Origin of the sequence: Corynebacterium sp. MSK032, assembly GCF_030232065.1 — a bacterium.
GTDB classification, from domain to species: Bacteria; Actinomycetota; Actinomycetes; order Mycobacteriales; family Mycobacteriaceae; genus Corynebacterium; species Corynebacterium jeikeium_D.
This window is the reverse complement of record NZ_JASPJR010000014.1, coordinates 32,549-52,681: the sequence shown is the minus strand read 5'-3', so window position 1 is coordinate 52,681 and position 20,133 is coordinate 32,549. Positions and strand designations below refer to the sequence as shown.

The window sequence follows — 20,133 nt, the reverse complement described above, 5'->3', positions numbered from 1 at the left end:
TGGGCACCCGACATGGTGGATCTCTCCTTCGATTTCGGCACGATTAACGCCATCACGGGACCCGTGGGATGCGGAAAGACGAGCCTGGCCCACCTCATCGCTGGACTGATCCCCTCGCACATCCCCATCGACCATGCCGGATTCGTGCACATCGTCGATGCCGACGGCACCGAACGCCCCGTGGACGGGGACCGGGTCACCTTCGTCGGGCAAGACCCGTCGACGCAGGTGCTCACGCTCCGAGTCGTCGATGACGTGTCGATGGCCCTCGAGTTTTCCCTCGTGGAAGCCGGCATCGTCGCCAAGCAATCAGCCGAGGCCCTATCGGAGCTCGGGCTGTCAGAGCTCGCGGAGAAGGATCCGTGGGCTTTGTCGGGTGGGCAACGCCAGCGGATGGCCATCGCCGGTGCTGTGGCCAGGGCGCCGGAGGTCATGATCTTCGACGAGCCCGCGGCCCACGTTGACGAGGACGGTCGTCGGTCGCTGTTCGCCGCCATCCGTGATTTGCGGGCCCCGGGGCGCGTTATCCTGCTCATCGAGCACGACCTCCGCCCGTTCGACGGGTGGGTCGACACGGTGACAATCCTCGATGCGGACGGGAGCGTCGCCGCGCACGGAGCACCGGAGGGCATCGCGGTGAAGGGCATTGCGACGTCGGCCGCGCCCGCCGGAGCGCCGGACGCCAGTACGCCGGGCACGGGGGCACCGGACCGTCCCGATTTGGAATCGGAGGCGGATGCCGTTCCACTGCTGGCCTTGACCGGAACCCACGTGGCCCGAGGCGGGGAGAGGATTCTGGACGGGGCCGATCTGACACTGGAACGGGGCGAGATTCATGCCCTAGTCGGCGCCAACGGAGCCGGTAAGTCCACCTTGCTGGCGGTGCTGTCAGGCCAGATGAAGGCGGGAGCGAACTTCCGGATCGACGGCGCGTCCGCCCGGCGCGTCCCCGACGCCTTCGCGTCGTGGGCGTTCCAGAACCCCGAGCACCAGTTCACCCGCGCGACCGTCGCCGCGGAAATCGACTCCGCGCTGGCCGGCACGGACCCGCACGGACCACTCGGCGCCGATGAGCTGCGGAAACTGCGGGAAGCCCTGTGCCCCAGGGCACTTGACCCCGTCTCGCCGTTCGTCCTGTCGGGCGGACAGAAAAGACGGTTGGGCATCTTCCTGGCGGTGGCGGCCAATCGCCGTTTGCTGCTTCTCGACGAGCCGTTGGCGCACCTGGATTCGCCGAGCTCGCGCATCGTACTGGATGCGCTAGCGGAATACGCCGGGGCCGGCGGAACCGTTGTGTTCACGTGCCACGACCGCCGTGTCGCGCGAACGTGGGCAGATAGGGCGAGCATCGTCGCCGAAGGGAAGGTCGCCTGGTCCGGTCCCGCAGCCGACCTGCCGGCTTCCCCGGAGTCGTCCCGGCGGGATCGCCCACTGCCCGCGGCCGGTGCACGGACGTCCTTGGACGAAAGCCCCTGGACCAATGAATCCGCCGCTAGAAGGCGCGCGGGGTTGAACGCCATCACGATTGTCGCGGCGGTGATGTTCGTCCTCGTCGCCGGGCTGCTCTCCGGCGGAGACGCCGTTCTCGCCCTGACGGTGGTCGCGTTCCTCGCACTCGCTGCGATCGCGGAACGCGACGTTCGGGCGACGGCGGGGAAGGTCCTTTTTGTCCTGTTAATCGGGGTGTTCTTCGGCCTGCTCGGGTGGCGCTCCGAGTTCTACGGAGGTGGGGATGCGTCGGAAGCCGTCCGCCACGGCATCCATCACGGACTGCTGTTGATGGCCGTGTTCGCGGGGACGGTTCTGGTCTCCGCGTGCATGCGCGTCGAGGAGCTTTTCGACGCCATGGTGCAACGCCTCCGGGTGCCCTACACATGGTGCACCATAGCGATTTCCGGGGTGAGCATCGCAGCGTTCCTGCGCAGTGAAATCCCCCAGCTGACATGGGCGATTAGAATGCGCTCGATGCGACCGGAGCAGTCTTTCCGCTCCGGTTTCATTCGCGCGACGACGCCCGCGCGCATCGCTTTCCCGTTGTTCGTCAGCGCCGTGCGCTGCGCCGAAAAGCTGTCCCTGACCCTGGCGATGCGCAACTTCGGCCTCTATCCGCGGCGTACCTTCCGCACCGATCACCCCTGGCGAGTGCGTGACGGGTTCGCGGCCGCAGCGTCCGCCGCGGTCTTCGTCGCCGCCCTGGTGTCCGCAGTGACTTGACGGGCGCCTGGAACCGGCGGGTCCCGGGCCCGCGAGCGTTTCTGAGCTTGTGCGGAGACGCGCCCCACCCAGTTGCTTCACCCTTTCAACCCTTCAGACGCATCCTCCGGGTCACGCCATGCGGGCCCGGTCCGCCCGGCACCGGCATGGCGCCGACAACCGAAAGAGGTACCAATGAACACGATCCGGACCATCAGCGACGTGCTTCGGGACAAGGCCGATGAGACGAAAAAGGGGATCACCTTCGTCGAGAATCGGCGGGACGTCTTCGTCCCGTATGGCCGGGTCCATGCGGAGGCGATGGCGGGCCCGGTTGACGTCGACAGGGTGCGGACGCTCTCGGACATGATGCCCGGGCCCCGATCCTGGTCGACGAACGCAGTCACACGCTGCTCACCGGCGCAAACGGTGCCGTGGTCGTGGGCGAGGACCGGCTGCTCGACGTGTCCATCGTCAATGACGCTGCCGCGGAACCGGGTGCGGCGATGCCGGGTGATGCTGAATCGGACTTCTCTCAGGCGGGGGACGTGGATTCCGGGGATGGCTCCGGGGCGGTCCCCGCGTTCCCGGTGCGAGGTGGGACGGCCGGCGAAGCCCTTATCCAGTTTTCGTCCGGCTCCACGGGATCGCCAAAGGGCGTCATCGTAACCAACGAGTCCGTGCTGAACGGTCTGCGCGCGACGATCCCACGCCACGCACACCGGTACGAGAACAAGATGCTCACGTGGCTACCTTTGACCCACAACCTTTCGCTGATCGGCTTCCACGTCTACGCCCTTTTTCGTGGTTACGACCAGGTGTTGCTGCCGGTTTCCGAGGTGGTCGCCGATCCCCCGAGGTGGTTCGAGGCCGTGACCAGGCACCGGCCGAGACGACCGTCGTCCGGGCGACTGGCCCGGGTTCCTACAAAATGACCGCGGCGATTGCTGCCGCCACCGTTGTGGCGGTGGCGGGGAAGCCGGTCACGCCGGGGTGCCGGGATCTCGTCGGCCACCCCCGGCTCCTCGAACCGGTCCTCGCCTTCGCCCGCGATGCGGGCATCCATATCGAGGTGCCGCATGACAACCCGACCACGGGGCCGCTGCCGACAGCGGCCCACTGCGATACCAAAGAAAAGGGGAAACGATGACGGAGAAAGCTGAACGAGGTGCGGCGATCGTCGTCCGCAACCTCACGAAGAGCTACCCGATTGCGGGCAAAGCGGGCACCGCGCCCGAAGGCGGTGCAGGTGCCCCGCCGGACGGCGGGCGTAAGGGAAAGCGCGGTGCCCGGATGCGCAAGCATGTGCTCGACGGCGTGAGTTTCACCGTGCCCGCCGGGGCGATTGTGTCGTTCCTCGGCCACAACGGCGCAGGCAAGACCACTCTCATCCGAATCCTGTCGACGCTCATCACCGCAGACTCCGGCGAGGTGAGCATCTTCTCGCGCGATGTGAAAGAGGATCCGGTGGGCGTGCGCGCCGACATTGCCACCACCGGCCAATTCGCGGCGATCGACGAGAACCTCACCGGCCGGGAGAACCTGGAGTTCTTCGGGCGGCTGCGCGGACTCGACCGCGCCGACGCGGCCGCCCGCGCGACGGAACTACTCGCGCAATTCTCGCTCGCAGACAGTGCCTCGACGTTGGTGTCGGCCTATTCGGGTGGCATGCGGCGGCGCCTCGACATCGCCGCGTCGCTGTGCGTCGTGCCCAGGCTGCTGTTCCTCGACGAACCCACGACGGGGTTGGACCCGGTCAGCCGCGAAGAGCTGTGGGGCTTCATCCGGCAGCTGCGGGACGACGGAATGACCCTGGTGCTGACCACCCAGTACCTGGAAGAGGCGGAGGCGCTGGCAGACCACGTCCATCTGCTCAAGGACCGCCGCATCGTCGCCAGCGGAACGCCGGAGGAATTGCGCCGCGACTTCGGGTCGCACGTGCTCCGCGTGTCCTTCGCCACCGCCGCCGGGGCGGAGGCGTTCGCCCGCTGCCTCGGGGGAACGTGCCTGGACCGCGCCCGCGTCGCGGGGAAGTCGGTGTCCCTCGACGTCGACCCCGGACCGCGGATCCTCGAGGCGGTGGCGCGGGCGATGGAGGCCTCGGAAGCGTTGCCGGATTCGCTGAGCGTGTCGCCGCCCACCCTCAACGAGGTGTTCATATCGATGAACGCAGGGGGTGCGGCGCGATGAGTGCGACGTCGGTCGCGGCGTTTCTCCATCGGGATCTGCTGCTGTTGCGACGCAACACCGCGTCGCTGATCTCCATGTTCGTAGTTCCGCCCCTCTTCCTGCTGTGCCTGTACGCGGTGTTTGGGTACTCGGCGGGGCAATCCGGCTTCGGGTACCTGCGTTTCGTGCTCGGCGGCTGCCTGTTCCAGGCGGCGATGTTCACCGCCGCGGCGTCGGCGATGGCGGTGGGACAGGACGTCGAATCCGGGCTTGTTGACCGCGTGCGCGTGTTGCCCGGGGCCACAGGCGGCTATGTCGCCGGCAGGCTCGCCACCGATTTGCTGCGGATGTCCGCGTCGATCGCGGCGCTGCTGGTCGTCGCGTGGGCCTGTGGCCTCGACATGGCTGTCGGTGACGTCGCGTGGACTGTCCTGTGGTCACTGCTCGCCGCAGCGGTTCTGTCCCTGGTCACGGACGGGGTGATCCTGATGGTGCCCGCCCCGGTGTCGACGGCCTCATCGATCCAGGCGCTGGAAATGCTGCTGCTTATGTTCTCCACCGCGTTCATTCCGGCGACCGCTTTGGACGGCTCCCTTCGCGACGTCGTACGTCACATGCCGTTTTCGCCGATGATCGAGGTGATCAGGGCAGCGTCCCCGGACGCCTTCCCGGATAGCGCCGGGGAAGAGGCAGCCCTGTGGCTCGGTGTCGCGGTGGTCGCCGGAATCGTCCTGTTCATCCGCCGGTTCACTTCGAGGAGCGAATCATGATCGACGCCATCTTCGTGCATTTGCGGCGCATCGCCCACATTTGGCTGCGGCGCCCCGACTTCTGGTTCATGACGTTCATTGCTCCGCTCGTGTACCTGTTCATCGTCAACCGCATGTTCGGTGGCCTGGTCAGGCAGCTCACCGGAGAGTTCGAACTCCGGAACGCGGTCATCCTGGTCGTGACGGCGTGGGCGTTCATCCTGGCCATCACGGGATCGTCCACCGTGTTCGTTGAACGCAGCAATGGCTTCCACGAGCGGTTAATCACCATGCCGTCACCGTACGCGGCCGTGCCGGCCGCACGGATTATTGCCGAGTTCATCCGGATCATGGCGATGACGGTCGTTGTTGCGGCGGTGGCCGCCTTGCTTTCCGACGGCCCCCCGGAGGTGTCCTGGTGGTGGAGGATCGCGGTGACCGGCGCGATGGTTGCCGCGGCGGCCGCATGCACCGGCACGTACATCGCGTTCTCCATCACCAGCCCCCAGGGTTCCGTGGCCCTCATCCCGTTAATCATCGTTGCGATGTTCGTCAACACGGTGCTCATGCCCGCCGACCACTTCCGTCCTCTCCTGCGCGGAATCGCCGGGCACACCCCCGTATCCGCGGCCGGCGAGGCCGTCAACGGCACCGGGGCTGCGGGTCTGGTGGTCTGCGCGGCCTGGTTCTTAGGCATCGCCGTGCTCGCGGCGTGGGGCATCGCCGTGAAAACGAGGCCGGGGGAGTCTGCATGACGGGCACGTCCACGGGCGCGGCGCCGCCGACGACGGCCCGCGAACCCGAGCACCTAACCCGAAACCGCCGCGTGGACGCGGCCCACACCCCCGGAGACAGAACCAGATGAAGTCGATTGCCCAGATCGTCCAGAACAACCGCAGACTCCTCGTGGCCTACGAGGACAAGGTCCAGCCGAGGTTCCTCAGCCGCTATGCGCGTGAACCGATGGACGCCGCCGCCGTGTATCGGCAGCTCCGTGCGCTGGATCCCGGGCCGGATGCGCCGGCCCGGGTTCTCGACCTCGGTTGCGGAACCGGGTGGCTCTCCCGCATGCTCGCCGCCGAGCCTCGCTATCGCAGGGCGAACATCGTCGGCTACGACCTGTCGCCCAATGCGATCCGCATCGCCCGCGAACGCGCCGCCGTCGAAGGGCTCGGGGCCCGGACGGAATTCCACGTCGCCGACGTCCTCGCGCCGCTCGCGGGAGAGACCGGCGGGGCCGATGAAATCTGGGTGTGCGGCGCGCTCCACCAAATGAAGGATGCGGGTGCCGCGCTCGGCAGGGTCGCCGGGCTGCTCGCCGACGACGGCATCGCTTACGTGCAGACGTTCGCCGAGGATCCCGACGTGAACGAGCGGGTCGACATGGCCATCATGGCGAAGATGGGCCACCGGGTGTTCCGGGACAGCGAGCTCGAGGACCTCGCCGAAGCCAACGGGCTGAAGCTGGGCGGAGCCTCACACGCCGGCATGGTGTACTTCTGTACTCTCACGAAGAAAAGCGCAATCGGGGAGGCGGGCAAGTGAGCGCCGTGGACGGGACTGTAGGCCCGTGGTCGCTGCTCGCCCCGATCCGGACCCGGATGCGTGCGGTGGTCGCGTTATCCGTCCTGTCGTCGGTGGCTACCGTCGCTTCGCTGGTCGGCATCATCGACATCGCGATGACGTACCCGGAGGCCCCGGAGCATCGGACGTGGTTGGCCGTGGCTGTCATTGTCGTCGCCGCAACGGTGCGCATGGCCGCGGACGGCGCCGCCGGCATGCTCTCGCACCGGGCGGATAACGACCTGCAGCTCCACCTTCGGCGCCGGCTGGTCGCCCAAATCCGGAAGTTGCCGCTGGGCTGGCTGGACGCCCGGCGCTCGTCGGGAATCATCGGGTCGGTTGAGAAGGACGTCGCGGCTGTCCACCAGCTCATGGGCCACACCGTCGGTGAGACCGTGGTGGCGGTGCTGGTTCCTATGCTTTCCCTCATCGCGCTCGTCGCGGTGGATTGGCGGATTGCGGCGGTGGCGGTCGTCCCGGTGCTGGTCACCTTCGCCCTGATGGGTGTGATGATTTCGCGCGGAGCCGGTCTTCAGCGCGACTACGAGCGAGCCTCCGAAGGAGTGATGGCCGCGGTCATCGAGTTGGTGCGAGGTATCTCAGTGATGAAGTCCTTCGGACGCGCCAACCAGGGCGCGGGTCGCTACGATGCCGCGGCGCTGTCGTTCGTCCGTGCGTGGTCTGCCTGGTCCCGGCAGTCGAACATCTATCTCGGGGTCATCGACGTGGTGACGTCCCCGATCACAGTCCTCGCAGTGGTGTGCGGGGCCGGCCTCGCTCTGAGGGACGCCGCGGGAGGTCTACCGGAGGGGCTCGTCGCCGGGCTGGTTCTCGGCCTTGGACTCTCCGCGGCGATCGTGCGGGTGGCCATGAACTCCGAACCCATCATCGCGGGGATCGCTGCCCTGAAGTCCATCGCGGAGGTGCTGGGCACGCCGCCGATCGTCGAGCCCGCCGATCCGGTGCCCGTGCGCGGAGGCGCGCTCGAGGCCCGGAACCTGGTCTTCTCCTACGGCGATGGGCCGCGGGTCCTCGACGGGATGTCCGCGACGTTCGAACCGGGGACCCTCACTGCGCTGGTGGGGGCCTCCGGTTCCGGAAAGTCCACCGTCGCCCGGCTGTTGGCGCGTTTCTACGACCCCGTTGAAGGCTCGGTGCTGCTGGGCGGCGCCGATCTTCGCGACATTGCCGTGCGTGACGTGCACCGCTCGGTGTCGGTGGTGTTCCAAGATCCGCAGTTGCTCACGCTGCCGTTGCGGGAGAACATCCGGCTGGCCAGGAGAGACGCCACCGACGGCGAAATCATGGCGGCCGCGAAGCTCGCGAACCTCGATGCGGTCATCGCGGCGCTGCCGAAGGGCCTGGATTCGGTGGTCAACGTCGACGTGACCTTTTCCGGTGGTGAGGCGCAGCGCGTGGCCATCGCGAGGTCGATCGTCACGGACGCGCCGGTGCTCATCTTCGACGAGGCAACCGCTTACGCGGATCCGGCTTCCGAGGCCCTCATCCAGTCCGCAATCGAGCGTTTGGCCCGTTCACGGACGGTGATTGTGATCGCGCACAGGTTGAGCACGATCCGCAACGCCGACCGCATCCTCGTTCTCGACGGGGGAGCGGTTGCGGAGGCGGGTACTCACGACGAGTTGCTTGCGCGCGGTGGCCGCTACCGGGATTTGTGGCGCGCGTTCGCGCTCGACGACGAACCATCCGCCCCGCGGGGCACTGAATTAGACGATGAAAAGGCGGGGAACCGATGATTCGGGACTTGTGGTCGATGACGGATCGGCGCTCGAGAATGACGCTGGCGTGGCTCATTGCGTTGGCCGCGCTTGCCGCGCTGGCTCAGGGAGCGGCGTTCGTCGCGCTGCTGCCGCTGCTGTCGGCTCTGGCCGAGGGAGATGATGCGACGGCGTGGCGTTTCACCGGCGTCATCGCCGGCCTCGCGGCCGCCCATGCGGTGCTGTCTCTCGCCGCGGGGACGGTCGGCAGGGCGAATTCCGCAGCGGTGCTGTCGTCCCTACTGCGTTCTCTGGGCGAACGCGTGCTGACGTTGCCACTCGGGTACGTCACCAAGTCCACGGCCGGCCGCTTTTCGGAGATGGCATCGTCGGGTATCGCGTTCGCGGCGTCCGTGCCGCACGTGATCCTGCGGCCTGTCATCGCCGCGGCGGTTGCGCCGACCGTCATCGCCTTCGGAATTCTGGCGGTGGATTGGCGCGTCGGTTTGGTTCTCGTCGCGTCGGCGCCGGTGATCTTCTTCGCCTACCGGGCCATTGGTCGCGTCGGCGGGGAGTCGGACGAAGCGCATGCTGACGCCGTCGCTGCCGTCTCCGGCAGGCTGATCGAGTTCACCCGCTGCCAGCAGGCGATTCGCGCCGCGGGCGACGGTTCGGCGGCGGACGCGATGGTGGATGAGGCAATCCGGGCCCAACACGATGCGTTCGCGAAGGCGACGTCGACGCAGGGGGCGGCCATCGGACGGCTGGGTTCGGTCGTCCATGCGGTGTTCACGGCGGCGGTGATAGTCGCCGTGGCAGTCGCCGCGACGGGCGGGATGGCGCCGGCGCATTTGGCGCCGATGCTCATCGTGGTCGTCCAGTTCACCGGACCGATCACCACGGCGGGAGCGTTGTCCGGCGGTTTCGGTGCGGGCCGCAACACGTTGGCTGCGTTGCGTGACCTGCGGGCAATCCCCGCCCTTCCCGAACCTGCCGCACCGGAGCTGCCCGACGGGCATGACGTGGAGTTCCGCGACGTGAGCTTCGGGTACGGGGATAAGAAGGTTCTCGACGGCGTCAGCTTCCGTGCCCCTCAGGGAGCGCTGGTTGCCGTAGTGGGACCGTCGGGGGCGGGCAAGACGACGGTCATGCGGCTGCTGTCGCGTTTTCATGATCCGGACTCGGGGGAGGTCCTCATCGGCGGGGTACCCTTGCCTCGGATTGGCACCGACGGCGTGAACTCGCTGGTGACCCCGGTGTTCCAGGAGACGTTCCTTTTCGACGCGTCCGTGCGGGACAACGTGGTCTTCGCCGATCCCGGATTCGGTTCCGAGCCCGGTGACGGGGATCGCTTGCGCGAGGCCGCCCGGCGTTCCGGGGTGGACCGCATCGTGGAGCTGCTGCCTTCCGGGTGGGATACCCCGGTGGGGGAGGAGGGGACGCTGCTGTCGGGAGGCGAGCGGCAGCGCCTCGCCATCGCCCGGGCGCTTCTGAAGGATTCCCCGGTGGTGCTTCTCGACGAGCCGACGTCCTCGCTGGATGCGGCCACTGAGCGGGCGATCGTCGGCACGATGGAGGCGTTGCGCGGCGATCGCACCGTGATTGTCGTCGCCCATCGCCTGCACACCGTTCGCGATGCCGACCTCATCGTCGTGCTTTCGGAGGACGGGACGGTCGCAGAACGGGGCACGCACGATGAATTGCTGGCGAAGGGCGGCCGCTACGCCGAGTCGTGGGCGTGCCGGACGGGGAGCTCCTCGGGCGCCTGATCCTCATCACCTGGTCGATGCCCTCACGGGCGCCCTGCCGCAGCTTCCCGAATCCCACCGCCAGGCGCTCGGTGGACAGAGCGAAAACGCCGACGAAAACGCCGAGCAGCACGAACACCGACGAGCTGTAAAGACTGAAGCTCCCGGGAACGTGAAAATAGCCCCCCCCTCCCGCTTCTGCTACCGCCCGTGAATCTGGTTCTGCGCAATCTCCAGCCCGTGGCTGGCGATTAGCTCCACCGCCTCCGCCGCAGTGGGCAGAGTGAAAGCGAGCTCCTCGCGTTCCTTAGCATTGAAGTTACGCAGCACGTAGTCCGCCGGATCTTGGCGGCCCGGAGGACGGCCAATGCCAATGCGCACGCGCATGTAGTCCTTCGTGCCCAACGACTTCGTGGTCGAGCGCAGGCCATTGTGGCCATTCTCGCCCCCGCCGCGCTTGACGCGCACCACGCCCGGGTCCAGGTCCAGCTCATCGTGGACTACCACGACGTCGGTAGGTGCGACGTTGAAGAACTTTGTCAGCGCCGCGACCGGTCCACCCGACAGGTTCATGTACGTCCGGGGCTTAGCCAGAATCACCTGCCGCTCGCCACCGTCGGAAGTCTTGAACCGAGTCTGGACTATCTCAGCATTCGACTTCTTGTGCACGCTAAACGACGACGGCATCGGAGAAGTGCGGCTGGCTAGTTCATCTAGCACCAGATGCCCGACGTTATGGCGGGTGAGTTCATATTTGGGCCCAGGGTTGCCGAGCCCCACGACAAGCAAAGGTGTGGTGGAGGCGTTCATGAGTTCAATCTTGGCACACAGCGCGCGGTCTGTTGGCTTCGGGGAGTTTCAAGAACAAAAAAGGGACGGACCAGAGTGTCCGTCCCTTTTTTTACTTAGCTGTGGTAGCTAGGCCTGCGAGTTCATAATTACTCAGCGGATTCCTCAGCTGGCTCATCCGGGGTCTCAGCCTCGCCCATGCCCTCGATGTCGGCATCGACGTCACCAGCCGGCTCTTCCTCCGGCTCGACAATGTTGAAGATGAGAAGGTCAGCGTCGTCGGTGAGGACCAGGCCCTCCGGCAGGGTAACGTCGCCGGCGTGAACCATGGTGCCGACCTCTGCACCCTCGACGGAGACCTCGATCTCTTCCGGAATAGCCAGAACCGGTGCGTTGACCAGAATGGTCTCGGCATCCTGCATGAGCAGGGCGCCCGGAGCGAGCTCGCCAGTCGGAACGACCGGAACCTCAACCTCAACCTTCTCGTCACGGTGAATGGCGAGCAGGTCAGCGTGGTCGATGTCGAGGGTCAGCGGGTTCTGGTCAACAGCCTTGACCATGGACAGCTGGGACTCACCCTCGATGTTGACGTCCAGAACAGCGTTGACACCGTGGTTACGGATGACAGCGTGGAAATCCAGAGTGTCAACGAGGATGTGCTTCGGGGCATCCAGGTCAGCGCCGTAGATGACAACCGGGATGTCGCCAGCAACGCGGGCACGGCGAGCGGCACCCTTGCCGAACTCGGTGCGGTTACGGGCATCAATCTTGATGATGTTGGGCTTTGCCATGAAAATGGACTCCTAAACGATTCGATATTGAGTCGTCGAGTCGAGCACGTGCCGCATCCATGCCACCGTGGGCGCAAAAGTTGGGCTGCGAGCGTCGCGTCGATAACGGCAACCACCTACTGTGGCCGCCCTCGCCGAGACTTACCGGAGAAATTGTAGTGGACTAACAGGTCAAACAGCAAACCCCGCCACCACCAGCAAAACTAGGTTGCTGGTCGCGGCGGGGTGCCCGTCGGCAAGCGGAAAGAACTTATGCCTGACCCTCGAAGAGGGTGGTGACGGAACCGTTTTCGAAGATCTCGTGGATCGTCTTAGCCAGCAGTGGTGCGATTGGCAGGACGGTCAGGTTGTCCCAGCCCTCGGTGGACTGCGGCAAGGTATCGGTGGTGATGACCTCGCGGGCACCGCACTTCGACAGGCGCTCGCGAGCTGGGTCGGAGAAGACGCCGTGCGTGGTAGCGATGATGACATCCTCAGCGCCAGCCTCACGCAGCACCTTGACAGCGCCGGCGATGGTGCCGCCGGTGTCAATCATGTCGTCGATGAGCAGACAGGTCTTACCGGAGACCTCGCCGACCACGCGGTTGGCGACAACCTGGTTTGCGACATCGACGGAACGGGTCTTGTGAATGAAGGCCAGCGGGGCGTCGCCCAGGGTGTTGGCCCACTTCTCGGAAACCTTCACACGGCCGGCGTCAGGGGAGACCACGACCAGGTTGTCCAGGGAGTAGTTCTTCTTGATGTACTCCGACAGAATCGGCATGGCGTGCATGTGATCGACCGGGCCATCGAAGAAGCCCTGAATCTGGTCGGTGTGGAGGTCCACGGAGACGATGCGGTCAGCGCCTGCGGTCTTGAGCAGGTCAGCGACCAGGCGAGCGGAAATCGGCTCACGGCCACGGTGCTTCTTGTCCTGGCGGGCGTATGGGAAGAACGGCAGGATAGCGGTGATGCGCTTGGCCGAACCGCGCTTGAGCGCGTCAATCATAATCAGCTGCTCGATGAGCCACTTGTTCAGCGGTGCCGGGTGCGCCTGCAGTACGAAGGCATCGGAACCGCGGACGGATTCCTCGTAGCGCACGAAGATTTCGCCGTTGGCAAAATCACGAGCGGTCATCGGAGTCAGCTCTGTGCCGAGCTCCTTGGCAACTGCCTCGCCCAATTCCGGGTGTGCCCTTCCGGAGAAGAGCATGAGGTTCTTTTGGTTATCGATCCACTGGCCGGTCATCTGCCGTCTAGCCTTCCTGGTCTTCCTTGTTGTTGTCAGCGTTGTCAGCTACCTGAGCCGCCTTCGATGCCTCAGCAGCAGCGGTACCTGGACGCTTCCGCTCGACCCATCCCTCGATGTTGCGCTGACGGCCACCACTGACCGCCAATGCTCCCGGAGGAACGTCGTCCTTAATAACAGTACCTGCACCTGAGTACGCACCATCACCCACGGTCACCGGAGCGATGAACATGGTGTCGGAGCCGGTGCGAACATGCGAGCCGATAATGGTGCGGTGCTTGTTGACACCGTCGTAGTTCACGAACACGCTGGAGGCACCAATGTTGGAGTGCTCGCCAATCTCCGCATCGCCGACGTAGGTCAGGTGCGGAACCTTCGAACCGTTTCCGATCTGCGCGTTCTTCGCTTCTACGAAGCCGCCGAGCTTCGCGCCGACACCGAGTTTGGTGTTCGGGCGAATGTAGGTGAACGGTCCGACCGTCGCATCCTCGCCGATCTCCGAATCGGAACCGTGTGTACGTACGACGCTGGCGCGCTTGCCGACGACCATGTTGGTCAGTGTCGTGTCCGGTCCCACGGTGGCCTCGTCGCCAATCACGGTCTTGCCGTGCAGCTGCGTGCCCGGCAGAATCGTGACGTCGCGGCCGATTTCCACCTCAACGTCAATCCACGTGGTGTCCGGATCGACGATAGTGGCGCCCCCGCGCATAGCTGCCTCGCAGGTGCGACGGTTGAGCTCGCGGCCAAGGGTAGCCAGCTGGACGCGGTCATTGACACCGGCGACGACGGTGGCATCGGCGAGGCGGTGGCCTCGCACTGAGCGGTCGGCCTCACGGGCGATGCCGATGACATCGGTGAGGTAGAGCTCGCCCTGGGCATTGTTGGTGTCCAGCTGCTTGAGAGCGTTTGCCAGGGTCTCGGCATCAAATGCGTAGACACCGGAGTTGACCTCGGTGATCTCGCGTTCCTCGTCGGTGGCATCCTTTTCCTCCACGATGCGCAGAACTTCGCCGTCGGCGTTGCGAACGATGCGGCCGTAGCCGTGCGGGTTGTCAGCAGTGGAGGTCAGCACAGTCACGGCAGCGCGTGGCTTGCGGTTGTGTTCTTCGAGCAGCGCCTGGAGCGCTTCGGAATCCAGCAGCGGAACATCGGAAGTGGTCACCAGGATGGTGCCATCGAAGTTCTGCAGCTCGGGGTGCTCCAGCGCGCACTGAACAGCGTGGCCGGTACCGTTTTGCTCGTCCTGGTGGGCAATGACGACACCGTTGGAGTGCTCGGTGTCCGAGGCCCAAGTCCCGATGGCGTCGATTACCTTTTCGCGCTGGTGGCCAACGACAACAGCAATCTCATCCGGATTAATGCCCTTGGCGGCATAGAGCGCGTGCTCCAACATGGTACGACCGCCGATAGCGTGCAGCATTTTCGGCGTATCGGATTTCATTCGGGTGCCTTGACCCGCGGCGAGAATGACCACAGCGGTGGCCGAACCGTTCGACATGAAACTTGCTACTCCTCGGTCAGGGTGCATCACGGTCACGGCGGGGCGAAAAGTCACTTCTTAATTAAGGGGCCGGCCCCCCGCTTGCTCTCCCACCAGGACTCGAACCTAGAATGCCGGTACCAAAAACCGGAGTGTTGCCATTACACCATGGGAGAATGGGGCAAACGCGAAAAATTGCATGGCTGATTCGACGCTGATTCGACTCAGCCAACTCGCTTGCGCCTGCGATATACGATAGCAAGACTTTAGCCACTAATCTAAAAGCATGGCCTCCGATTCTCCGAGACGACGTATGACCGGTCCACAGCGCAAAGCTCAGCTGACAGAAGTCAGCCGTGGAATCTTTGCCGCCAAGGGGCTTGATGCCGCCTCAATGGAGGAGATCGCTGCCGCAGCTGGGGTATCAAAGCCGGTTGTCTACGAGCATTTCGGTACCAAAGAGCGGCTCTACCAGGCAGTCGTCGACCAGGAGATGAAGACCCTGGAGGCCACGATTAGGGAAGCGTTGTCCCTGGGACGCTCGCGTTACCGCATCGAACAGGCGGTGTTGGCACTGCTGACTTATGTGGAGGAAAACCCGGAGGGATTCTCCATTATTTCTCGCGACCCCGGCGTGGCGGGTGGCTATGAGACGCTGCTGAATAATGCCACTGAGTCGATTACGCCTATCCTTGCCGAGGCTTTCAAACGCGCCGGCTTCGACCCGGCCATGTCGGTGCTCTACGGAAACTGCATGGTCGGTATGGTTTCGCAGACCGCTCGCTGGTGGATGGAGAAGCGCAGTCCGGATAAGGAGACAGTGGCGGCGCACATCGTGAACCTGTGTTGGAACGGGCTGGCCGGCATGGAGGGTTCTCCGACTCTGCATGGCTCCGCTGATGTGCCAGCGGCCGCTGAGGGCGCGAAGTTCGGCGCAGGTGCCGCAGCGGACCCGATGCAGGTGGCGGAGAACGGCTAACCAGCACGCAGGGTGGATCCGGGGTGCATGGTTATATTGGGGCTATGCCAACTTCTGCGTCTTCCTCGGCGAAAGCCACACCCAGCATTCTGCCGAACCCGCTGTCGGGGCTGGAAAGCCTCGTTGTCACGGATCCTCAATTTGTCGGCGTGCTCGGGCGCATCGGCGAAGACGAGCTGGCGCTCACGGGTGCGGACGCGGTGCGTTCGCACCTTATTTACGCCATGTCTACGAAGGTGCCGGTGCTGGTCATCACGGCTACCGGCCGTGAGGCGGAGGACCTGACTGCCGAGGTCAAGTCTATGATCGGCGACCGTGTAGCTATGTTCCCCTCGTGGGAGACGCTCCCGCATGAGAAGCTTTCGCCGGCCGTGGATACTGTGGCGCAGCGTCGTAAGGCGCTTTACGACGTTCGCCGGGGCAAAGTCGACGTTCTGATTGCGGCGGTGCGCTCGTTGGTGCAGCCGATTGTGGACGACCTCGAGGCTGAAACCAGTGCCCCCATTCACGTTCAGCTGGACCAGGACTGCGAGAACCTAGTTGAGCGGTTGGTGCATCACGGCTATTCGCATGTGGACATGGTCGGCAGGCGTGGCCAATTTGCCGTGCGTGGCGGCATCGTCGATGTTTTCCCTGCGACCGAAGAGCTGCCGGTACGTATCGAGCTCTGGGGTGACGAGGTCACCGACCTGCGCGCCTTTTCCGTCGCTGACCAGCGCACGATCTCTGAGGTAGAGGTCGACCAGCTGGATATCTTCCCGTGTCGTGCACTGCTTATCGACGACGACGTGAAGGCCGCCGCGGAGAAACTCGCCACCACGCGCTCTGGCCAGGTCCAAGAAATGCTCACCCGCATCGGCGATGGCCAGTGGGTGGAGGGCATGGAATCGCTGATCCCACTGATTAGTCAGCATCCGATGAAGATGCTCACCGAGGTCATGCCGGAGAAAACGCATGTGCTCATGTGCGGGCCGGAGCGCATTCGCTCCCGCGCACAGGACCTTATCAGTGCAGGCGAGGAGTTTATGGCCGCAGCGTGGGAAACTGCTGCGATGGGTGGCTCGGCGCCAATCGCCACGGATGGGCTGGAGCCCAGCGCGTACCGCAGCTTGGCCTCTATCCCGATGCCCACTTCGTGGCATATTTCCCCGCCCGGCATGCTGGAGGCGGGAGTCACCGAAGATGATGTGCTGCCACTGACCTTCGAGCCTGGGCCCGCGCCACGCGGAGACTTAAAGGAAATTGGTCACCTGATGAAGCAGCTGCGCGATGCCACGGTCGCGGGGGAGCGAGTGGCGTACGTGGCGGCGACGCCCGCGGGGGCGCGTCGGCAAGCGGAAAAGTTTAGGGAAGCCGGAATTGCGACGCGCATGGCGGCAGGTCCGGAGTATCCCGAGTCCGGAAGAATTACCGTCTACCAGGGTGTTTTGCACGGTGGTCTGGTATTCCCGCGTATTCCCGGTGGCGCGCTGACTCTGATTACCGAGCAGGACATCACAGGTAACCGCATCGCGGAAGGTGCGCTTGGTGGGCGCCGCAAGCCGGCGAAGCGCCGTGGTCGCGTGGATCCGCTGGCGCTGAAGGCCGGTGACTATGTCGTGCACGACACGCATGGCATTGGTCGGTTTGTGAAGCTCACTGAGCGCACCATCGGCACGGGCGAGGATCAGGCACGCCGCGAGTACGTGGTGCTCGAGTACGCACCGAGCAAGCGCGGAGGTCCCTCGGACCAGCTCTACGTGCCGATGGAGAGCCTGGATTTGCTGTCGCGCTATGTCGGCGGCGAAAAGCCCACCCTGTCGAAGATGGGCGGGTCGGACTGGAAGTCCACCAAGCGCAAGGCCCGTGGCGCTGTCCGCGAGATTGCGGAAGAGCTGGTCAAGCTCTACGCCGAGCGCCAAGCCGCGCCGGGCCACGCGTTCGCGCCGGATACGCCATGGCAGCAGGAGATGGAGGATAACTTCCCCTTCACCGAGACCGAAGATCAACTGCAGGCCATCGACGAAATTAAGTCCGACATGGAAAAGCCGGTGCCGATGGATCGCGTGCTCATCGGCGATGTCGGCTACGGCAAGACCGAGGTGGCACTGCGTGCTGCCTTCAAGGCTGTTCAAGATGGCCGTCAGGTGGCAGTGTTGGTGCCGACCACACTTCTGGCGCAGCAGCACTTGACCACTTTCACCCAACGTATGGAGGGCTTCCCGGTCACCATCCGTGGACTGTCCCGCTTCACCTCGCCGAAGGACTCCAAGGAGGTCCTCGAAGGGTTGAAGAACGGGACGGTCGACATTGTTATCGGCACGCATCGTCTCCTGCAGACCGGCGTGCAGTGGAAAGAACTCGGCCTGGTCATCGTTGACGAGGAGCAGCGTTTCGGCGTCGAACACAAGGAACACATCAAGGCGCTACGGCACCACGTCGACGTACTCACCATGTCCGCAACGCCAATTCCGCGCACGCTCGAAATGTCGATTGCTGGCATCCGCGAGATGAGCCAGATTCTCACCCCGCCGCAGGATCGTCACCCGGTGCTGACATACGTCGGCGCGCAGTCCGACAAGCAGGTCGCCGCAGCTATCAGGCGAGAGCTGCTTCGCGACGGCCAGGTGTTCTACCTGCATAATAAGGTGGAAACCATTGACAAAGTCGCCCAGACTATCCGCAATTTGGTGCCCGAGGCCCGCGTGGTAGTGGCCCACGGTCAGATGGGGGAGGAGCAGCTGGAGCGCACGGTCGATGGCTTCTGGCAGCGCGAGTACGACGTGCTGGTGTGTACCACCATCGTGGAGACCGGCCTGGATATTGCCAACGCCAATACGTTGATTGTGGAAAACGCCCACCATATGGGTCTTTCCCAGCTGCACCAGCTGCGTGGTCGTGTGGGCCGTTCCCGCGAGCGCGCCTATGCCTACTTCCTCTACCCGGAAAATCAGACGCTGACGGAGACTTCCTACGACCGTCTGTCCACGATCGCGCAGAACAATGACTTGGGTGCCGGCATGGCTGTGGCCATGAAGGACCTGGAAATGCGTGGCGCCGGAAATATCCTCGGTGCGGAGCAGTCCGGTCACATTGCCGGCGTCGGCTTCGACATGTACGTCCGACTGGTTGGCGAGGCCGTGGCCGCACTGAAGGCAGTGGCCGATGGTGAAACTCCGGATGCTTCCGATAACGAACCGAAGGAAGTTCGGATCGATTTGCCGGTCGATGCGAATATTCCGGCCGAATATGTGTCGTCGGAACGCCTACGTCTAGAGGCGTACCGCAAATTTGCTGCTGCCAGTGCGCTGGACGATATCGACGTAGTGCTCGAAGAGCTCGTTGACCGTTACGGAACCCCACCCATTGAGGTGGAGAGATTGGCGGTTATTTCACGACTTCGAATTATTTGCCGGGAATTCGGCGTGCATGAAGTTCAAGCCATGGGTGCGCACATTAGAATAACCCCTATGGAGCTTGCTGACTCCAAGCAGGTGCGTCTCAAGCGCCTGTATCCACAGGCGACCTACCGTGCGGCAACGCGCACGGTTTCCGTCGGAATGCCGAAGGAAGGGCGAGGGTTGCGGGCAAAACCTGTCCGCGACATTGCATTGGTGCAGTGGGTAGCAGACTTCTTGACATCGATGGCGGGAATTCCACGTATGGATATCTCGCACATGGGAAAGGACTAGAAACCGTATGACTATCATCAAGCTCGATAGCCGCTTTCCAACAGCGATTCCGCTGGAAGCCGCTAGCCTGCTGACCGGTGAAGTCAGCTACACCGAAGAAGTCCCGATCCGTGTGCGCTGGGCAATCGCCGACGCCGGTGGGCACTCGGTGTCCCAGGCGGAGATTCTGGTCACCACCGATATGGAAAACGACGAGGTACTCGATCGCCTCGATGCGGGCGAGAAGGTCTACTCGGTCGAGCTGGATGATGCGCCGGACCCAGCAGCTCCGGCAGCTCAGGTTGCGGCGGCTCCCCAGCAGGACTCGGTGAAAGAACCTGAGCCAGAACCGGTTGCAGAGCCAGGGGCAGAGCCTGTTGCAGAACCGCTGACTCCGCAGGAACAGCTTGCCGCAGCTCGTCTGCCCCACGTCGTCGAGGCCGTGGACATCATGGCGGCAGCACGGCGCACGGGGCAGTGGGAAGCTCGCCAGACGCACAAGAGCCTGCTGCCGTATCTCATTGAAGAGGCCTACGAGTTTGTCGACGCAGTCAACGAGGGCGGTGACATTCGTAGCGAGCTGTCGGATCTGCTGCTGCAGATCCTCTTCCACGCTGAAATCGCGGAGGACTTCGACTTCGACGATGTGGCGACCGACTTTATTTTGAAGATGCGCGCTCGTCAGCCGTACCTCTTCGACGGCACTGTGGCCGAGGGAGAGATGGTGTCGGAGGAAGAACAGGAGCGACTGTGGGCTTACGGCCGCGGACGTCCGCGCTCGAACCCGGCCACACAGCTGCCAGCTCTGACTTTGGCTGAGGAAGCCATCCGCCGCGCACGTGCACTGGGACTGTCCGATGCAGACATTCCAGTGGAGATTCTGGTCCCGACCCCGGGGCTGGAGACTGAGTCCGGTGCGGAAGAACGGACCCGACAGGCTTCACGCACATTCCTGACTGAGCTGGCCCAGATGGAGAATCAGCAGGCCGGCAGTGCTGAGCAGTGGGCAGCGGGCAGCGAAGATAACGAAGAGGCTGAGGACTTCGGCCCGTCGGAAAGCGACAGCTAGTTTCCAG

At 64.4% G+C, this 20,133-nt stretch carries 15 protein-coding genes and 1 tRNA gene; 11 read left to right on the top strand and 5 right to left on the bottom strand.

The window, feature by feature from the left end:
- Window positions 1-12 precede the first annotated feature (12 nt).
- The 8 genes from QP995_RS08910 to QP995_RS08875 all read left to right on the top strand — a co-directional run bounded on the left by QP995_RS08910 (window position 13) and on the right by QP995_RS08875 (window position 10,161).
- The gene (locus QP995_RS08910) at window positions 13-2,214 is read left to right on the top strand and encodes an ATP-binding cassette domain-containing protein (protein WP_284853131.1); all 2,202 of its coding nucleotides are present in this window, start codon (window positions 13-15) and stop codon (window positions 2,212-2,214) included.
- Between the two features lie 362 nt (window positions 2,215-2,576).
- Complete coding sequence (locus tag QP995_RS10885; protein WP_350309321.1) at window positions 2,577-3,128, top strand: AMP-binding protein; 552 nt, start codon at window positions 2,577-2,579, stop codon at window positions 3,126-3,128.
- Window positions 3,129-3,339: 211 nt separating this feature from the next.
- A complete protein-coding gene (locus QP995_RS08900) occupies window positions 3,340-4,383 on the top strand; it encodes an ABC transporter ATP-binding protein (RefSeq protein ID WP_049172221.1) in 1,044 nt (347 codons plus the stop codon).
- Window positions 4,380-5,132: an ABC transporter permease gene (locus tag QP995_RS08895; protein WP_049172223.1), complete on the top strand. Its 753-nt coding sequence runs from the start codon at window positions 4,380-4,382 to the stop codon at window positions 5,130-5,132. Before QP995_RS08900 ends, QP995_RS08895 begins: the two co-directional genes overlap by 4 nt.
- On the top strand, window positions 5,129-5,866 hold the full coding sequence (locus QP995_RS08890; RefSeq protein ID WP_070653326.1) for an ABC transporter permease: 738 nt from the start codon (window positions 5,129-5,131) through the stop codon (window positions 5,864-5,866). The genes QP995_RS08895 and QP995_RS08890 overlap by 4 nt, the downstream gene beginning before the upstream one ends.
- Window positions 5,867-5,972: 106 nt before the next feature.
- Window positions 5,973-6,656, top strand: a complete 684-nt coding sequence (locus tag QP995_RS08885; protein WP_049172229.1) for an SAM-dependent methyltransferase — start codon at window positions 5,973-5,975, stop codon at window positions 6,654-6,656.
- On the top strand, window positions 6,653-8,431 hold the full coding sequence (locus tag QP995_RS08880; protein ID WP_070653328.1) for an ABC transporter ATP-binding protein: 1,779 nt from the start codon (window positions 6,653-6,655) through the stop codon (window positions 8,429-8,431). The genes QP995_RS08885 and QP995_RS08880 overlap by 4 nt, the downstream gene beginning before the upstream one ends.
- On the top strand, window positions 8,428-10,161 hold the full coding sequence (locus tag QP995_RS08875) for an ABC transporter ATP-binding protein (protein ID WP_016423209.1): 1,734 nt from the start codon (window positions 8,428-8,430) through the stop codon (window positions 10,159-10,161). The genes QP995_RS08880 and QP995_RS08875 overlap by 4 nt, the downstream gene beginning before the upstream one ends.
- Window positions 10,162-10,341: 180 nt before the next feature.
- Here the strand turns inward: QP995_RS08875 and pth are convergent, their stop codons facing one another.
- From pth to QP995_RS08850, 5 genes are all read right to left on the bottom strand, one after another.
- A complete protein-coding gene (pth, locus tag QP995_RS08870) occupies window positions 10,342-10,950 on the bottom strand; it encodes an aminoacyl-tRNA hydrolase (protein WP_284853129.1) in 609 nt (202 codons plus the stop codon).
- Between the two features lie 128 nt (window positions 10,951-11,078).
- Window positions 11,079-11,720, bottom strand: a complete 642-nt coding sequence (locus QP995_RS08865) for a 50S ribosomal protein L25/general stress protein Ctc (RefSeq protein ID WP_038626221.1) — start codon at window positions 11,718-11,720, stop codon at window positions 11,079-11,081.
- Between the two features lie 250 nt (window positions 11,721-11,970).
- Window positions 11,971-12,948 (bottom strand): ribose-phosphate diphosphokinase, encoded by a 978-nt coding sequence (locus tag QP995_RS08860; protein ID WP_016423206.1) that lies wholly within the window; start codon window positions 12,946-12,948, stop codon window positions 11,971-11,973.
- A gap of 7 nt (window positions 12,949-12,955) precedes the next feature.
- The gene (gene glmU, locus QP995_RS08855) at window positions 12,956-14,446 is read right to left on the bottom strand and encodes a bifunctional UDP-N-acetylglucosamine diphosphorylase/glucosamine-1-phosphate N-acetyltransferase GlmU (protein WP_284853128.1); all 1,491 of its coding nucleotides are present in this window, start codon (window positions 14,444-14,446) and stop codon (window positions 12,956-12,958) included.
- 87 nt (window positions 14,447-14,533) lie between these two features.
- Window positions 14,534-14,604 (bottom strand) — tRNA-Gln (locus tag QP995_RS08850).
- A gap of 110 nt (window positions 14,605-14,714) precedes the next feature.
- Between QP995_RS08850 and QP995_RS08845 the strand changes: the two genes are divergently transcribed.
- Genes QP995_RS08845 through QP995_RS08835 form a run of 3 tightly spaced genes read left to right on the top strand, consistent with a single transcriptional unit; the run spans window position 14,715 to window position 20,126 of the window.
- A complete protein-coding gene (locus QP995_RS08845; RefSeq protein ID WP_284853127.1) occupies window positions 14,715-15,407 on the top strand; it encodes a TetR/AcrR family transcriptional regulator in 693 nt (230 codons plus the stop codon).
- Window positions 15,408-15,451: 44 nt separating this feature from the next.
- Window positions 15,452-19,078: a transcription-repair coupling factor gene (mfd, locus tag QP995_RS08840; protein ID WP_070595508.1), complete on the top strand. Its 3,627-nt coding sequence runs from the start codon at window positions 15,452-15,454 to the stop codon at window positions 19,076-19,078.
- A gap of 7 nt (window positions 19,079-19,085) precedes the next feature.
- A complete protein-coding gene (locus tag QP995_RS08835; RefSeq protein WP_049172244.1) occupies window positions 19,086-20,126 on the top strand; it encodes a MazG nucleotide pyrophosphohydrolase domain-containing protein in 1,041 nt (346 codons plus the stop codon).
- Window positions 20,127-20,133: the final 7 nt, after the last annotated feature.

Excerpts from the sequence above, each read along its gene's own strand:
- pth (WP_284853129.1), bottom strand. The coding sequence starts at position 10,950 with ATGAACGCCTCCACCACACCTTTGCTTGTCGTGGGGCTCGGCAACCCT.
- QP995_RS08860 (WP_016423206.1), bottom strand. The coding sequence starts at position 12,948 with ATGACCGGCCAGTGGATCGATAACCAAAAGAACCTCATGCTCTTCTCC.
- QP995_RS08885 (WP_049172229.1), top strand. The coding sequence starts at position 5,973 with ATGAAGTCGATTGCCCAGATCGTCCAGAACAACCGCAGACTCCTCGTG.
- glmU (WP_284853128.1), bottom strand. The coding sequence starts at position 14,446 with ATGTCGAACGGTTCGGCCACCGCTGTGGTCATTCTCGCCGCGGGTCAA.
- QP995_RS08900 (WP_049172221.1), top strand. The coding sequence starts at position 3,340 with ATGACGGAGAAAGCTGAACGAGGTGCGGCGATCGTCGTCCGCAACCTC.
- QP995_RS08845 (WP_284853127.1), top strand. The coding sequence starts at position 14,715 with ATGGCCTCCGATTCTCCGAGACGACGTATGACCGGTCCACAGCGCAAA.
- QP995_RS08910 (WP_284853131.1), top strand. The coding sequence starts at position 13 with ATGGTGGATCTCTCCTTCGATTTCGGCACGATTAACGCCATCACGGGA.
- QP995_RS08865 (WP_038626221.1), bottom strand. The coding sequence starts at position 11,720 with ATGGCAAAGCCCAACATCATCAAGATTGATGCCCGTAACCGCACCGAG.
- QP995_RS08890 (WP_070653326.1), top strand. The coding sequence starts at position 5,129 with ATGATCGACGCCATCTTCGTGCATTTGCGGCGCATCGCCCACATTTGG.
- mfd (WP_070595508.1), top strand. The coding sequence starts at position 15,452 with ATGCCAACTTCTGCGTCTTCCTCGGCGAAAGCCACACCCAGCATTCTG.
- QP995_RS08895 (WP_049172223.1), top strand. The coding sequence starts at position 4,380 with ATGAGTGCGACGTCGGTCGCGGCGTTTCTCCATCGGGATCTGCTGCTG.
- QP995_RS08875 (WP_016423209.1), top strand. The coding sequence starts at position 8,428 with ATGATTCGGGACTTGTGGTCGATGACGGATCGGCGCTCGAGAATGACG.
- QP995_RS08835 (WP_049172244.1), top strand. The coding sequence starts at position 19,086 with ATGACTATCATCAAGCTCGATAGCCGCTTTCCAACAGCGATTCCGCTG.